At 63.3% G+C, this 14,772-nt stretch carries 14 protein-coding genes and 1 pseudogene; 6 read left to right on the top strand and 9 right to left on the bottom strand.

Translation table 11 applies throughout. The features are described from left to right. Positions 1 to 27: 27 nt before the first annotated feature. Genes ACK4FJ_RS18375 through ACK4FJ_RS18385 form a run of 3 tightly spaced genes read right to left on the bottom strand, consistent with a single transcriptional unit; the run spans position 28 to position 2,830 of the window. Positions 28 to 1,317, bottom strand: a complete 1,290-nt coding sequence (locus ACK4FJ_RS18375; protein WP_409768190.1) for a TRAP transporter large permease — start codon at positions 1,315 to 1,317, stop codon at positions 28 to 30. Then, a complete protein-coding gene (locus ACK4FJ_RS18380; RefSeq protein ID WP_409768191.1) occupies positions 1,308 to 1,808 on the bottom strand; it encodes a TRAP transporter small permease in 501 nt (166 codons plus the stop codon). The genes ACK4FJ_RS18375 and ACK4FJ_RS18380 overlap by 10 nt, the downstream gene beginning before the upstream one ends. A 41-nt stretch (positions 1,809 to 1,849) precedes the next feature. After that, positions 1,850 to 2,830 carry a TRAP transporter substrate-binding protein gene (locus ACK4FJ_RS18385; RefSeq protein ID WP_409768192.1) on the bottom strand — a complete coding sequence of 327 codons (981 nt, stop codon included), beginning with the start codon at positions 2,828 to 2,830 and terminating at the stop codon, positions 1,850 to 1,852. A 325-nt stretch (positions 2,831 to 3,155) separates the two neighbouring features. Between ACK4FJ_RS18385 and ACK4FJ_RS18390 the strand changes: the two genes are divergently transcribed. The 6 genes from ACK4FJ_RS18390 (at position 3,156) to ACK4FJ_RS18415 (ending at position 9,238) form a co-directional block, all read left to right on the top strand. Further along, positions 3,156 to 3,887, top strand: coding sequence for a FadR/GntR family transcriptional regulator (locus ACK4FJ_RS18390; RefSeq protein ID WP_409768193.1), 732 nt, complete (start codon positions 3,156 to 3,158; stop codon positions 3,885 to 3,887). A gap of 32 nt (positions 3,888 to 3,919) precedes the next feature. After that, complete coding sequence (kdgD, locus tag ACK4FJ_RS18395; RefSeq protein WP_409768194.1) at positions 3,920 to 4,831, top strand: 5-dehydro-4-deoxyglucarate dehydratase; 912 nt, start codon at positions 3,920 to 3,922, stop codon at positions 4,829 to 4,831. 11 nt (positions 4,832 to 4,842) lie between these two features. Next, positions 4,843 to 5,664, top strand: a complete 822-nt coding sequence (locus tag ACK4FJ_RS18400) for an NAD-dependent epimerase/dehydratase family protein (RefSeq protein WP_409768195.1) — start codon at positions 4,843 to 4,845, stop codon at positions 5,662 to 5,664. Positions 5,665 to 5,667: 3 nt separating this feature from the next. Continuing rightward, on the top strand, positions 5,668 to 6,753 hold the full coding sequence (locus tag ACK4FJ_RS18405) for a mandelate racemase/muconate lactonizing enzyme family protein (protein WP_409768196.1): 1,086 nt from the start codon (positions 5,668 to 5,670) through the stop codon (positions 6,751 to 6,753). 14 nt (positions 6,754 to 6,767) lie between these two features. Beyond that, positions 6,768 to 7,616 (top strand): amidohydrolase family protein, encoded by an 849-nt coding sequence (locus ACK4FJ_RS18410; protein WP_409768197.1) that lies wholly within the window; start codon positions 6,768 to 6,770, stop codon positions 7,614 to 7,616. 248 nt (positions 7,617 to 7,864) lie between these two features. Beyond that, the gene (locus ACK4FJ_RS18415) at positions 7,865 to 9,238 is read left to right on the top strand and encodes a DEAD/DEAH box helicase (protein ID WP_409768198.1); all 1,374 of its coding nucleotides are present in this window, start codon (positions 7,865 to 7,867) and stop codon (positions 9,236 to 9,238) included. A gap of 53 nt (positions 9,239 to 9,291) precedes the next feature. Here the strand turns inward: ACK4FJ_RS18415 and pcaC are convergent, their stop codons facing one another. The 6 genes and pseudogenes from pcaC to ACK4FJ_RS18445 all read right to left on the bottom strand — a co-directional run bounded on the left by pcaC (position 9,292) and on the right by ACK4FJ_RS18445 (position 14,753). Beyond that, a complete protein-coding gene (gene pcaC, locus ACK4FJ_RS18420) occupies positions 9,292 to 9,687 on the bottom strand; it encodes a 4-carboxymuconolactone decarboxylase (RefSeq protein ID WP_409768329.1) in 396 nt (131 codons plus the stop codon). Positions 9,688 to 9,703: 16 nt separating this feature from the next. Next, positions 9,704 to 10,486: a 3-oxoadipate enol-lactonase gene (gene pcaD, locus ACK4FJ_RS18425; RefSeq protein WP_409768199.1), complete on the bottom strand. Its 783-nt coding sequence runs from the start codon at positions 10,484 to 10,486 to the stop codon at positions 9,704 to 9,706. 20 nt (positions 10,487 to 10,506) lie between these two features. After that, complete coding sequence (locus ACK4FJ_RS18430) at positions 10,507 to 11,856, bottom strand: 3-carboxy-cis,cis-muconate cycloisomerase (protein WP_409768200.1); 1,350 nt, start codon at positions 11,854 to 11,856, stop codon at positions 10,507 to 10,509. Further along, a pseudogene (locus ACK4FJ_RS18435) lies at positions 11,850 to 13,172 on the bottom strand (TRAP transporter large permease). The gene ACK4FJ_RS18430 and the pseudogene ACK4FJ_RS18435 overlap by 7 nt, the downstream one beginning before the upstream one ends. Continuing rightward, positions 13,169 to 13,723 (bottom strand): TRAP transporter small permease, encoded by a 555-nt coding sequence (locus ACK4FJ_RS18440; RefSeq protein ID WP_409768201.1) that lies wholly within the window; start codon positions 13,721 to 13,723, stop codon positions 13,169 to 13,171. The pseudogene ACK4FJ_RS18435 and the gene ACK4FJ_RS18440 overlap by 4 nt, the downstream one beginning before the upstream one ends. Further along, positions 13,704 to 14,753, bottom strand: coding sequence for a TRAP transporter substrate-binding protein (locus tag ACK4FJ_RS18445; protein WP_409768202.1), 1,050 nt, complete (start codon positions 14,751 to 14,753; stop codon positions 13,704 to 13,706). The genes ACK4FJ_RS18440 and ACK4FJ_RS18445 overlap by 20 nt, the downstream gene beginning before the upstream one ends. Between the last annotated feature and the right edge of the window lie 19 nt (positions 14,754 to 14,772).

Consider the following 14,772-nt stretch of genomic DNA (forward strand, 5'->3'; position numbering starts at 1 on the left):
GCTGTCGGCCCAACCCTCTAGATCGGATCAGTGACGGCCGAGGAAATAGTCAGGCAGGAACTGCGAGAAGGCCGGAACATAGGTGACGAGCAGCATGGCGGCGATCAGGGCACCGTAGAAGGGCCAGATCGTACGCATCACCGTGCCGATGGAGACGCCGCCGATGGCGCAGCCGACGAACTGTGTGGTGCCGACCGGCGGGGTATTGAGGCCCAAGGCGCAGTTGATCAGCATCACCATCCCGAACTGCACCGGGCCCATGCCGTATTGCATGCAGATCGGCAGGAAGATCGGCGTGCAGATCAGGATGGTGGCAGCCATGTCCAGGAAGGTGCCGAGCACGAACAGGATCACATTGACCAGCAGGAAGATCATCCAGGGCGATGTCGTGATGCTGCTGAGCGCCTGGCCGGTCAGTTCGGCCACGCTGTAGAGGCTGATCAGGTAGCCGAAGGTGTTCGAGACGCCGATCAGCAGCAGCACGATGCCGGTGGTCTTGACCGCCTTGGCGGCAGCCTTGATCAGGTGCTCCCATTTCAGGGAGCGATACAGCAGGGTTGCCAGCAGGATGGCATAGATCACGGCGATGGCCGCCGATTCGGTGGCGGTGAACACGCCGGAAAGGATGCCGGTGATGATGATCACCACCACGAACAGGCCGGGGATGGCGGCGGCGGCCGAACGCAGCACGGCCTGGCGACCGGGAAACACACCGGCCGGGTAACCGCGCCGGATCGCCACCAGATAGGCAGCCACCAGCATGCAGATGGTGAGCAGTACGGCCGGGATCATGCCGGCCAGGATCAGCGCGGCAATCGACACCTTGCCGCCGGCGGCCAGCGAATAGATGATCATGTTGTGGCTGGTCGGCATCAACGCGCCGACCAGTGATGCATGGGTGGTCACGTTGACGGCGTAATCGGCGTCATACCCCTCCTTCTTCATCATCGGGATCATCACCGCACCCATGGCCGAGACGTCGGCCACAGGCGAGCCCGATACGCCGCCGAACAGGGTGCAGGCCACCACATTCGACATGCCGAGTCCGCCACGGATATGCCCGACCAGGTTCTTGGCGAACTGCACGATGCGGTCGGCCACCCCGCCATAGAGCATCAATTCGCCGGCGAAGATGAAAAAGGGAATCGCCAGGAAGGAGAAGATGTTCATGCCGGCCGTCATGCGCTGGAACACAACGGCGAGCGGCAGGCCTTCGTAGAGGATGGTGGCGACAGCAGACAGGCCGATCGAGAAAGCGACCGGCACGCCGAGGACGAGGAAGCCGAAGAAGCTGGCGGCCAGGATGATCAATGCCATGAGGGACGGACCTCTTCGCCCGCGATCAGGGCGAGAATATGCTCGAGCGAGAACAGGGCGATCAGGCCGCCGGCAATCGACAGCGGCAGGTGATTGAGCCCTTCAGGCAGGCCGAGGGTGGGTATCTTGTAGGCCATCACGGAATCGGCCAGCAGCCAGGCATTCCAGCCCATCACCAGGCCGAAACCCGCCACCAGCAGATGGATCAGGATTTCGACCCAGATGCGGTGCCGCTCGGGCAGAACCATGACCAGCACGGATTCAAGACCGATATGGCCGGCATCGCGCACCCCGACCGCGGCGCCGAACATGGTGATGTAGAGCACCAGAACCAGCGCAAGGCTTTCGGCCCAGGTCGGCGTGTCATTCAGCACGTACCGTCCAAAAACCTGATACGCGACGACCGTGACGATGCCGAGCAAGCCGGCGACGGCGATATACATGCAAAGCCGGGAGATCCAGGCGTTGATGGGACTGAGCCAGCGCAGCATGGATACTCCCGGTTCTTCGCGTTACAGGACCTGGAAATGTGTCAGTTGGTGTCCTGGATGCGCTTCACCAGCGCCTGCAGCTTGGCATCGCCGGCGAATTTTGCATAAACCGGCTGCATCGCGTCCTGGAAGGATTTCTTGTCCAGGTCGCTGATGATCTTCGAGCCGCCGGCCTCCACCGTCTTGCGCGATGCCGCCTCACGCTCATCCCACAGCTTGCGCATGTAAGGCACCGATTCCTTGGCCGCCTTGCGGATGACATCCTGCTCGTCCTTCGACAGACCATCCCAGACCCGCTTGGAAAACACCAGCAGCTCCGGCGCCATCGAATGTTCAGTCAGGCTGTACATCTGCGCCACTTCGTAGTGCCGCGAGGAGTCGTAGGAGGGCCAGTTATTCTCGGCGCCATCCACCACGCCGGTCTTCAGCGCGGTATAGACCTCGGCATAGGGCAGCGGCGTGGCATTGGCGCCGAGCGCCTGCATCATCGCCACCCACATGTCGGATTGCTGTACACGGATCTTCATGCCCTTCATGTCGGCAACCGACTTGATCGGCTTCTTGGTGGTGTAGAAACTGCGCGAACCGCTGTCATAGAAAGCCAGGCCGACGAAGCCCTGCGACTCCAGCGATTTCAGAATCTCCTCGCCAACCGGGCCATCCAGCACGCGACGCATGTGGTCCTTCGACTTGAAGACGAAGGGCAGCGCCGGCACGATGGTTTCCGGCACGATGTTGTTGAATGGCGAGATGTTGACGCGCACCATGTCGAGCGCGCCGAGCTTGGTCTGCTCGATGGTGTCCTTTTCCGAGCCGAGCGAACTCTGGCCGAACACCTTCACCGAATGCTTGCCGCCGGTGCGCTCGCCGATCAGCTTGCCCATATAGGCCACCGCCTGCACGGTCGGGTAATCCATCGGATGGACATCCGCGGAGCGGAATTCCTTCGCCGTCGCCGCTCCCGAAAGCGCCACTGCGACGGCCGCGCCGAACAGGGCACGCAGAGCTGTGCTGGACTTCATGTTTTTCCTCCCTTGATGCGGGGGCATTCATTGGCCCCAGCCGATGCACGACATGGTTTAGTCGTCGTGTCATCATACAACATAGGGCAAAATTTGAGTCAATCCTCCAAAGGGCGTGATTCAAAAGATTCCACAATGCAGACCGGACTGTACTTTTTTATTTTATCTATCAATATTTTATAAGATAGATTCCGATGATAGCCAAACAAAGTCGCAAAACCCAAGCCGGGGACATCCTATCAGTTGTCATACAAGATGAGGGATGCTAAAGCTCTCATGACCCGCCGCCCCCAGTATGCGGCCTGGAATGTGAGGAGACATCCTGGTGACGGCTCTGCGCCGACGCGAAACACTGACCTCCCAGCTTGTCAGGACCCTGACCGAGCGCATCGCCAAGGGCGCCCTCAAGCCCGGCGACAAGCTGCCGAGTGAGCAGGAACTGATCGAGGAATTCGGCGTCAGCCGCACGGTGGTGCGCGAAGCGATCTCCAGCCTGCGCGCCGCCGGTCTGGTCGCCACCCAGCAGGGCGTCGGTGCCTTTGTACTGCAGGCCGCCAGCAGTCAGCCGTTCCGCATCGATGAAACCAGCCTCGACCTGATCAAGGAAGTGATCAATGTGCTGGAACTGCGCATCGGCCTGGAGGCCGAGGCCGCGGCACTCGCCGCGCAGCGACGCAAACCCGAGCATGTGGCGGCGATGCGCAAGGCGCTGGACCAGATGGAAGCCGCCATCGAGGCGGCAGAGGATGCCGTCGCACCCGACCTGGATTTCCACCAGACCATCGCCGAGGCCACCGGCAACAGCCATTTCACCCATCTGTTCAGCTATCTCGGCGCGCTGATGATTCCGCGCGCCCGGGTGCAGACCTTCCGCCTGTTCGCCGATGACCGCGGTGAATACCTACGTCGCGTCAATCGCGAGCATGAGGATATCTACCAGGCCATCCTGCGGCAGGACAGCGATTCCGCACGCTCCGCCATGCGCCTGCATCTAAGCAACAGCCGCGAACGCCTGCGCAAGGCGATGGCGCAATCCGGCCCTGCCAACAACGCCTGAACGATCCGCTTCATTTCCAAGGTGAGATAAGAATGGAACCCTATGTTCTGAAAGAGGCCATTTCCCGCGGCCTGCTCTCTTTCCCGGTGACCGATTTCGATGCCGCCGGCAATTTTGAACCCAAAGGCTATCGCCGCCGGCTGGAATGGCTGATGCCCTATGGCGCCACGGCATTGTTCGCCGCCGGCGGCACTGGCGAATTCTTTTCGCTGGCGCCCGGCGAATACAGCGATGTGATCCGCACGGCCGTGGAAACCTGCAAGGGCAAGGTACCGATCCTGGCCGGCACCGGCTATGGTACCCGTCAGGCCATTGCCTATGCGCAGGAAGCCGAGCGCCTGGGCGCCGCCGGCCTGCTGATCATGCCGCATTACCTGGTGGAGGCCGACCAGGAAGGCATCAGCCGCCATATCGCGGCGATCTGCAAGTCGGTGAAGATCGGCGCCATCGTCTACAATCGTGGCGTCTGCCGCCTGGGCTCCGATGCCCTGGCCCGGCTGGCCGAAGAATGCCCGAACCTGATCGGCTTCAAGGATGGCATCGGCGACCTGGAGCTGATGGTGGCGATCCGCCGCAAGCTGGGTGACCGCTTCGCCTATCTGGGCGGCCTGCCGACGGCGGAATTCTTCGCCGCGCCCTACAAGGCGATGGGCGTGCCGGTTTATTCCTCGGCGGTGTTCAATTTCATCCCCAAGACCGCGATGGATTTCTATCGCGCGATCGCCTGCGACGACACTGCGACCGCCACCCGCATTCTCGACGATTTCTTCATGCCCTATTCCCAGATCCGCAACCGGCGCCCCGGCTATGCCATCAGCATCATCAAAGCCGGCGCCCGTCTGGTCGGTTTCGATGCCGGGCCGGTGCGGAGCCCGCTGGTCGATTGCAGCGAGGAAGAGCATAGTATGCTGAAGGTCCTGATCGACAAACTTGGGCCGCAGTAAGGGGGGCCTGCATGAAGCGCGTATTGCTGACCGGGGCGAGCGGCGGCGTCGGCACGCGGCTGCGCCAATTGCTCAAGCCGATCTATCCCGAATTGGTCCTGAGCGACATCAAGGCGCCGGCCGATTTGCAGCCCGGCGAGAGCTTCCGGCAAGCCGACCTAGCCGATATGGCGGCCGTGGAAAAAATCTGCGAGGGCATCGACGGTATCGTCCATCTGGGCGGATTTTCGGTGGAAGGCCCGTGGGAAACCATCCTGCGGGCCAACATCATCGGCACCTACAACCTGTTCGAGGCCGCCCATCGCAAAGGCGTGAAGCGCGTGGTGTTCGCGTCGTCGAACCATGTGATGGGTTTCCATCCGCGCAGCCACAAGATCGGCGTCGAAGCGGTGCCGAAACCCGATACCCGCTATGGCCTGAGCAAGCTGTTTGGCGAAGGCGTCGGCGCGCTCTATGCCCACAAGCATGGCATGGGCGTGCTGAGCATTCGGATCGGCAATTTCGGCGACAAGCCCATCGACGAGCGCCGACTGGCGATCTGGCTGAAACCCGACGATCTGGTGCAACTGATCCGTATCGGCCTGGAGAAACCCGATCTGGTCTATGAAGTCGTCTATGGCATGTCCGACAACAAGCGGGCCTGGTGGGATAACGCCAATGCCCTGCGGCTTGGCTATCGGCCGGCTGGTCAGTCGGAGGAATTTGCGGCAGAGGCGCTGGAGGCGCAGAAATCGCTGCCGAAAGATCCTATCGGCGATCATTTCCAGGGCGGCAGCCCGTTCTGCAGCCAGGAATTCGACGCCGATTTCGAGGCCCTGAAGAAGCGGCTATAACGGATGCGGATCAAAAGCATCGATACCGTCACGCTGAAAATACCCTTCGGCGACCTTTATGACGGGCCGCGGGCCAAGCGCCGCGGCTGGACCGAATTCGACACCCTGCTGCTGCGGGTCGAGACCGAAGATGGCCTGGTCGGCTGGGGCGAGGCTTTCGCCTATAGCTGCGCCTCGGCCGTGCGCGCCGCAGTGCATGACATGGTGGCACCGCTGGCCATCGGGCGCGACACGGCCGACATTCCCGCCCTCAGCCGCGACCTGCAGAAGGAACTGCACATCTGGGGCCGTTATGGCATCACCATATTCGCGCTGTCGGGCCTGGATATCGCCCTGTGGGACATTGCCGGCAAACGGGCCGGCAAGAGCCTATCCGCCCTGCTCGGCCGTCGGCGCGATCAGGTGCAGGCCTATGCCAGCCTGGTGCGCTATGGCGGCGCGGAGCCGATCACGAGAATGACGCAAAAAGCCGTGGCGGAAGGTTACGGCGATATCAAGCTGCACGAAATCGCCTATGAGGCCATCGCCGCGGCACGCGCCGCAGCGGGTCCGCATATCCGCATCACCACGGATGTGAATTGCGGCTGGAGCCTTGCGGAAGCCGAAGCCCTGCTGCCCAAGATGAAAGACCTCGACCTGTTCTGGGTGGAGGAACCGATCTTTCCGCCCGAGGATTACGAAACCCTCGCCTCTTTGCGGCACCGGTTCGGCGTGCCGCTTTCGGCCGGTGAAAATGCCTGCACCGCCATGGAATTCCGCCGCCTGATCGCGGCACTGGATTATCCGCAGCCGAGCGTGACCAAGGTGGGCGGCGTGAGCGAATTCCAGGCCGTGGCCAGGCTGGCAGCCGTTGCAGGCAAAACCCTGATGCCGCACTCGCCCTATTTCGGCCCCGGATACTGGGCCACCTTGCAGCTGGCAGCCCATCTTGAGCATGTGGGCCTGTTCGAGTTCCTCTATGTGAAACCCGACGCCTTCTGTGGGCGGGATATTCCATTGCCGCAACAGGGCCACATAACCATTCCCGACACGCCAGGCATCGGCTTCGTGCCGGATGAAGACGTGCTGGCCCGATACCGCATCGCCTGACCGCTGGAGCCGCCATGAGCTATACCCGCATCCTCACCGGCCCGAAACCGAAGCTGCATATGCCAAAGGGCGCCTGCGATACCCATATCCATTTCTATGACGGCCGCTATGCCGCCCTGCCCGGCACACCGACGCCACCGGATGCTTCGATAGCCGATTATCGCCAGGTGATGGACTGGCTGGGAATCGAACGCGCGGTGGTCGTGCAGCCCAGTGCCTATGGCGACGACAACCGCCTGACCATGGCCGCCACGGCCGAACTGGGCTCCATCGCCCGCGCCGTAGTCGTCGTGAAACCCGGCGTGACCGATGCGGAACTGGAACGCCTGACAAAGGCCGGCGCGCGCGGCCTGCGCATCATGGCGCTGCTGGGCGGCACGCTGGGGCTGGATGTTGCGGAAGAGATGGCTGCCCGCGTGGCATCCCATGGCTGGCATTTGCTGCTGCAGCTCGATGGCCGCGATCTGCCCCAGCATGAGGCGATGATCCGCCGCCTGCCCTGCAAAGTGGTGATCGACCATATCGGCAAGTTCCTGGAACCGGTGCCGGTGGAACATCCGTCTTTCCAGTGCCTGCAGCGGCTGGTGGATAGCGGAAATGTCTGGGTCAAGCTGGCCGCGGCTTACGAGACATCGAAAACCGGCAAACCGAAATACGAGGATGTCGGCGTGCTGGCGAAGGCATTGGTGAAACAGGCACCCGAGCGCATGATCTGGGCCAGCAATTTCCCCCATGCCCAGGCCGCCAAATTCGGTTATCCCGACGATGGCGCCATGCTCGACCTGATGCTGGACTGGGCGCCGAACGAAGCCGACCGGCGGAAAATCTTCACCGACAACCCGGCGGAATTATACGGCTTTTGAAGGTAATCGCTTATTTCGCTTGACCTTGGGTCGTATAAGGCCCATATACCGCCTGCCGTTTCGACGGCTTCGCGTCGTGGCCGCGTGAGCGAAGAGCATCATCAAGGCTCTTTCGTCCTGCCCGACGCCTCGCACTCCCATTCACGACCCAGGTCACGCGGGGACGTTTTACCGGACCCGCGTCCGATCGCTGCGCTGCAGGCGAGCCCGCCTGGTGCCGTCGTGCGCTTACCCTTAAGGATTCCATTTTGACCAGCTTTACCGAACTCGGCCTCGACCAGGCCCTGCTCAACGCCCTGATTGCGGGCAAATACACCCAGCCCACGCCGATCCAGGCCCAGGCCATTCCGCCCGTGCTGGCAGGCCGCGACCTGCTGGGCATCGCCCAGACCGGCACCGGCAAGACTGCCGCTTTCGCCCTGCCGATCCTGCATCGCCTGGCTGCCAATAACCGCCGCCCGGCGCCGAAGACCTGCCGCGCGCTGGTGCTGAGCCCGACGCGTGAACTGGCTTCGCAGATCGCCGACAAATTCCGCGCCTACGGCCGCGAGATGAAACTCTCGGTCACCGTCGTGTTCGGTGGCGTCGGCATGAACCCACAGGTGCAGGCGCTGGCGCGCGGCGTCGATGTACTCGTCGCCACCCCGGGCCGCCTGATCGACCACATGCAGCAGGGCACCCTGCGGCTGGATGCCGTCGAGACCGTGGTGCTGGATGAAGCCGACCAGATGCTGGACCTGGGTTTCGTGCATGCCATCAAGCGCATCTCGCAGGCCCTGCCCAAGCAGCGCCAGAGCCTGTTCTTCTCGGCCACCATGCCGCAGAACATCGCCCAGCTGGCCGCCGGCTTCCTGAAAGAGCCCGTGCGCGTGGAAGTGACCCCGGCCGCCACCACGGTCGAGCGCATCGACCAGCAGGTGATCTTCATCGAGGCCGAGCGCAAGCGCGCCCTGCTCGCCGAGATCATGACCGACGCCAGCATCACCCGCGCGCTGGTTTTCACCCGCACCAAGCATGGCGCCGACCGCGTCGCCCGCCATCTGACCAGCGGCGGCGTGCCGGCCAATGCCATCCATGGCAACAAGTCGCAGAGCCAGCGCGAGCGCGCCCTGGCCGACTTCAAGGCCGGCCGCATCCGCGTGCTGGTTGCCACCGATATCGCCGCCCGCGGCATCGATGTCACCGGCGTGAGCCATGTGGTGAATTTCGAGCTGCCCAATGTGCCGGAAAGCTATGTGCACCGCATCGGCCGCACCGCGCGCGCCGGCAAGGACGGCATGGCGATTTCGCTCTGCGCCCAGGATGAGCGCGCCTACCTGCGCGACATCGAGAAGGTGACGCGCCAGCGCATTCCCTTCACCGACCGGCGTGGCGATGCCAAGCTGGCGGCCGCCACCGCCGCCGAGCCGAAAGGCGAGTCACGGCCGCACCAGCAGCAGCGCCCGTATGGCCACAATCATGCCGGCGGCCGCAAGGATGGCCAGCGCAACGACGGCCATCGCGGTCGCAGCGATCAGGGCCAGCCGCAGCAGAACCGCAAACCGGGCGGCAAGCGTTTCGGCCGGCCGCAGCAGCAGCAGGGCGGCGGCCAGAATCGCGGCCAGCGCCAAGCTTCGCACTAATCGTCCCTGAATTCAGGGGAAAAGCGGCGCCGAAAGGCGCCGCTTTTTTATTGTCAGAATTTATGGCCGTCCTTTTCCATCTGGGCAAAGACCTCTTCGGCCCAGTGGGTGGCGCTGTTGCCGGCCGGCACGCCGCAATAGACAGCAGCCTGCTTGATCACCGCTCGGATATCGTTTTTGGTCAGGCCGTTGTTGAAAGCGGCCTTCACATGCAGCTTGAACTCGTCGACGCGATTGAGCGCGATCATGGTAGACAGCACCATGCAGCTGCGTGTCTTGCGATCCAGGGTGGGATCGGTCCAGATCTCGCCCCAGGCATAGCGCGTGATGAAATTCTGGAAGTCGCCGTTGAACTCGTTGATCTTGGTCAGCGAACGGTCGACATGGGCATCGCCCAGCACGGCACGCCGGACGGTCATCCCGGCGCCATAGCGTTCCTTGTCATCCATCATGAAATCCTTTCAATCAGCCGGCCAGGAAACCGGTGAGCAGCTGGGTGAATTCCTCGACCCGCTCCACATTGGAAAGATGCGCGGCGGGCAATTCGGCATAGCGGGCGCCGGGGATGGCATCGGCAACGAAACGGCCATCCTGCGCCGGCGTCGCCAGGTCATGCGCACCGGCGATGACCAGCGTGGGCAGGCGGATCTTGGCGATGGCTTCCCGCTGGTCCATGTCGCGCACGGCGGCGCAGGCGGCGCAATACCCTTCCGGCGCAGTGGCCAGCAGCATATCCGAGATCACCTTCACGGATGCGGGATGCAGCTTGATGAAATCCTCGGTGAACCAGCGCTGGATCACGCCATTGAGAATCGCCGCCATGCCGCCCTTCTCTACAGTAGCAATGCGGGTATTCCAGACTTCCGGCGTGCCGATCTTGGCGGCGGTATTGCACAGGACCAGGCGGCTGAAGCGCTGCGGCGCATGAATGCCCAGCCACATGCCGGTCATGCCGCCCATCGACAGGCCGCAGAACATCGCGCGGTCGATCCCCAACCCGTCCATCAGGGTCAGGGCATCACGGCCGAGCCGGTCGACCTGATAGGGCTGGGGCGGCAAACCGGACTGGCCATGGCCGCGGGTATCGTAGCGCAGCACGCGGTAATGCTCGGCCAGAGCCGGCATCTGCGGTTCCCACATGCCGAGATCGGTGCCCAGAGAATTAGACATCACCAGCACCGGTGCTTTTTCCGGCCCGTCCAGCCGGTAATGCAGTTCGACGCCGTCGTCGCAGGCGATAAACGGCATGCAGCCTCCTGTGTTGCCTGTTATTGCCGCCGGGCCGCCAGCACGCGGTCGACCAGGGTTGCCGCCATGCCGATATAACCCAGCGGATCGAAGAGCTGGGCCAGGGTTTCAGCGCCGAGTTGCTGGACCACAACGGCATCCTCGGCCAGCACATCGCGCAGATGGCGTTTTTCGCTCACCGCCTGTTTCGAGGCAGCCTCGACGCGCTGATGTGCCGCCAGACGGCCGATCTTGGCGCCCAAAGCCATTGTCACGGCTTCAGCCATGATCAGGCCGTTGGTAACGTCCAGGTTGGCCCGCATGCGCTCGGCGTCGACGTCGAGCCCTTCGATGGTATCGGCCATCTGCGCCAGCGCGCCGGCACTGAGCTGCACCAGTTCCGGCAAAACCTCCCATTCGGCATGCCAGCCGCCCAGGCCGCGCTCGTGTTCCTGCGCCATCCCGCTGAGCAGGCTGCCGGCCAGATGCGGCACGCGTGTCGCGGCAGCCAGCACGACCGCAGCCGTCACCGGATTGCGTTTATGCGGCATGGTGGAAGAACCGCCGCGGCCCTCTCCGGCCGGCTCGAAAGCCTCACCCACATCGGTCTGCATCAGCAACGCGATGTCGCGCGCCATCTTGCCCAGGCTGCCGGTCAGCAGCGCCAGCATGGTGCCCAGTTCCACCACGCGGTCGCGGGCGCCATGCCAGGGTATCGCCGGCAAGCCGAGATTGAGGTCATCGGCCAGCGCGGCGGCCACCTGCAGGCCCTTGTCGTCGAGCGCGGCGAGTGTGCCGGCCGCACCGCCGAATTGCAGCACCAGCAGGCGCGGCTTCAGCTCGGCCAGCCGGGCACGATGCCGTTCGATGGCATCCAGCCAGCCGGCGGCTTTGAGGCCGAAGGTGACCGGCAGGGCATGCTGCAGCCAGGTGCGCCCCACCATGGGCGTTTGTTTGTGCTCGGCCGCCAGGGCGGCGAGCGCGGCCGACAGACGGGAAAGATCGGTTTCGATCAGGCTGAGGGCCTGGCGCAGTTGCAGCACCAGGCCGGTATCCATCGCGTCCTGGCTGGTGGCGCCCCAATGCACATAGCGCGCCGCCTCGCCGTCGGATTCGGCCACGCGCGCGGTCAGCATCTTCACCATCGGAATGGCGGTATTGCCAGCCTTTGCCGCAGCACTGGCGAGTGCCACGAGGTCGTAGGCGTCGGCAGCACAAGCCGAAACAATGGGTGCGACCGCCGCCTGGGGAATCACACCCGTCTTGGCTTCCGCTCGGGCCAGGGCCGCCTCGAAATCCAGCATGCCCTGCAGATGGGCATGGTCGGAAAACACGGCAGCGATGGCCGGGCCGGCAAAGAGGGGGGCGAAGAGGCCCCGGTCAGCTACCATTTCACGAGCTCCAGCAATCCATAGGTCAGGACCGGGAAGATCAGCAGAAGCGCCACACGTACCGCATCCGAGATCAGGAAGGGCACCACGCCGCGGAAAGTGTGCCGCATCGGCACGTCGCGCGCCAGCTTGTTGATGACAAAAACATTCATGCCGACCGGAGGCGTGATCAGGCCAACCTCGACCACGATCAGGATCAGGATACCGAACCAGATCGCGGTCTGTTCGGCGGTGAGTCCGAAATCGAGGGCGAACACCGCCGGCAGGAAGATCGGCAGGGTCAGCAGAATCATGCTGAGCGAGTCCATCAGGCAGCCGAGCACCAGGTAGACCAGCAGGATCATCAGCATCACCATCATCGGCGACAGGCCGCTACGGCCGATGGCATCGGCCAGTTCCTGCGGCACGCCGCTGAGCGCCATGAAGGAATTGAAGATGTCGGCCCCGATCAGGATCATGAAGATCATGCCGGTGCTGACCGCCGTATCGCGCAGGCAGTCAATCAGACCGCCCATTCGCAGACCGTTCATGACCACCGCAATCAGCAGCGCACCCAGCGAGCCGAAGGCGGCGGCTTCAGTGGGTGTGAAAACGCCCGAGTAGATGCCACCCAGCACCAGCACGAACAGCAGCAGGATCGGCAGCAGGTCGCGCACCGCCCGCAGCCGCCCCGCCCAGTCGGTCCTCGGGCCGGCCGGGCCGGCCTTGGGGTTGATGCGTACATAGATCGCGATCGCGATCATGTAGCCAGCGGTTGCCAGAACACCGGGCAGGAAGGCCGCAAAAAACACCTTGGCGATATTCTGCTCGGCCAGGATGCAATAGACGATCAGCGGAATCTACGGCGGAATCAGGATGCCCAGCGTGCCGCCAGCCGCCAGCGTGCCGGTGGCCAGGCTGCCGGCATAACCGTAGCGCTTCATCTCGGGCAGCGCGACCTGGCCCATGGTGGCCGCCGTGGCCAGCGACGAACCGCAGATCGCACCGAACATGGCGCAGCCGCCGATGGCCGCCATGGAAAGCCCACCCCGCACATGGCCAATGAAAGCATTGGCGCCGGCGAACAAGGCGCGGCTGATGCCTGCGCGCGAGGCGATATAGCCCATCAGCAGGAAGAGCGGGATGACGGAGAAGCTTTCCGATGAAAGGGTAAAGAACGGTCCGGTCTTGAGACGGTGCAGAAATGGCAGCCAGCCCGACAGCACGATATAGCCGCCGGCACCCGACAGGATCATGGCAATGGCGATCGGCACGCGGATCACCATCAGAAAGATCATCACACCAATGAAAAGGATGCCGATGCCCAGACTGGTCATTCCGCCACCTTGGAAGCTTGGGCCGGACGGCCACCAAAACAGTCGCGCCAAGCCGCCACCAGGCTGGCCAGGGCCAGCAGCGCAAAAGAGGGCACGACTATGATGAACCCGATCCAGGTCGGCAGGCGCAGCACCATGGATTCATCGTTGGCAACCCGCAGTTCCATGCCGCCGATTCCCAGGCGCCAGGCCAGCACAGCCGCCACCACGGCCACCAGCAGGCTGGCCAGGACATCGAGACCCAGCCGGATGCGCGGCGGCGCGGCTTCGGTGAAGACGTCGACGATCACATTGCCCTTGTGCAGCTGGCAATAGGGCAGGAACAACGCAATCGAGGCTGCCATCAGCAGGGCAACGATCTCCACATCGCCGGGGATCGGCGCATTGAAGAAATAACGCCCCAGCACGCTGACCACGGTGACCGTGGCCGCCGCCATCAGGATGAACCCGCCCAGAACCGCGAGGAAAATACAGAGACGATCAAACAGCGAAGGCGGCCGGGAACCGGCCGCCTTCGCCTGCGCAGATGCATCAGTTGGTTTTTGCGCCATGCTTGTCGATCAGGGCCTGCGCTGCGGCGAGCAGCTTGGCGCCATCCTTCCCGGCTTTGTTCATGTCTTCTACCCAGGCGGCATGAACCGATTCAGCCAGCTTGCGCAGCTTGGCGGTCTCGGCATCCGGCATGGTCAGAATCTTGTTGCCGCGCGCCTTGGCCGCATCCAGACCCGGCTTCTCGACATCTTCCCAGGCCTTGCCGATACGGGCAGTAATGGCCGAACCGGAATTGGCATCGATCACCTTCTTCAGGTCGGCCGGCAGTCCGTCATATTTTTTCTTGTTCATCGCATACAGGAACACCGACGTATACAGACCGCGCGGACCCGTGATGAGCGTGTGATGGTCGGTCAGTTCATACAGGCGCAGCGGCACCGTCACTTCCCACGGCACGACAGTGCCTTCGACCACGTTCTTGGACAGGGCTTCCGGGGTCTGCGGTACCGGCATGAAGATCGGCGTCGCGCCATACTTGGCCAGGGCATCGCCAACCGGACGCGACGGGGCGCGCAGCTTCATGCCCTTCAGGTCGTCCACGCTCTGCACGGCCTTGCCCTTGGTGTGGATCACGCCACGGGCATGCACATGGAACAACAGCGGGTGCACATCGGGGAATTCGGCCTTGGCATAGGTCTGGTAGAATTCCCAGGCCGCCTTGGTGGTGGCCTCGGCGTCGTTGATCATGAAGGGCAGTTCGAAAACCGACATGATCGGGAAACGGCCGGGCGTGTAGCTGGGCAGCGTCCACACCACATCGACGATGCCATCGCGGACCTGGTCGTAAAGTTCGGGCGGTTTGCCGCCAAGCTGCATCGCCGGGAAGATGCGCGACTTGATCTTGCCCTGCGACTGTTCCTCCACAGCCTTGGCCCAGGGTTCGATCAGCGATTTCTGCGACGGCGCGCCGGCCGGCAGGAAATGCTGGATCTTCAGTTCGACCTGGGCAGCGGCCGGCATGAACGCCGCCGGAGCCAGGGTTGCGCCTGCCGCCATGCAAGCGGCTAGGACGAGACGACGTGTAAGCATGGTTTCCTCCTCATTGTAT

Origin of the sequence: Ferrovibrio sp. (assembly GCF_046297595.1) — a bacterium.
Lineage (GTDB): Bacteria > Pseudomonadota > Alphaproteobacteria > Ferrovibrionales > Ferrovibrionaceae > Ferrovibrio.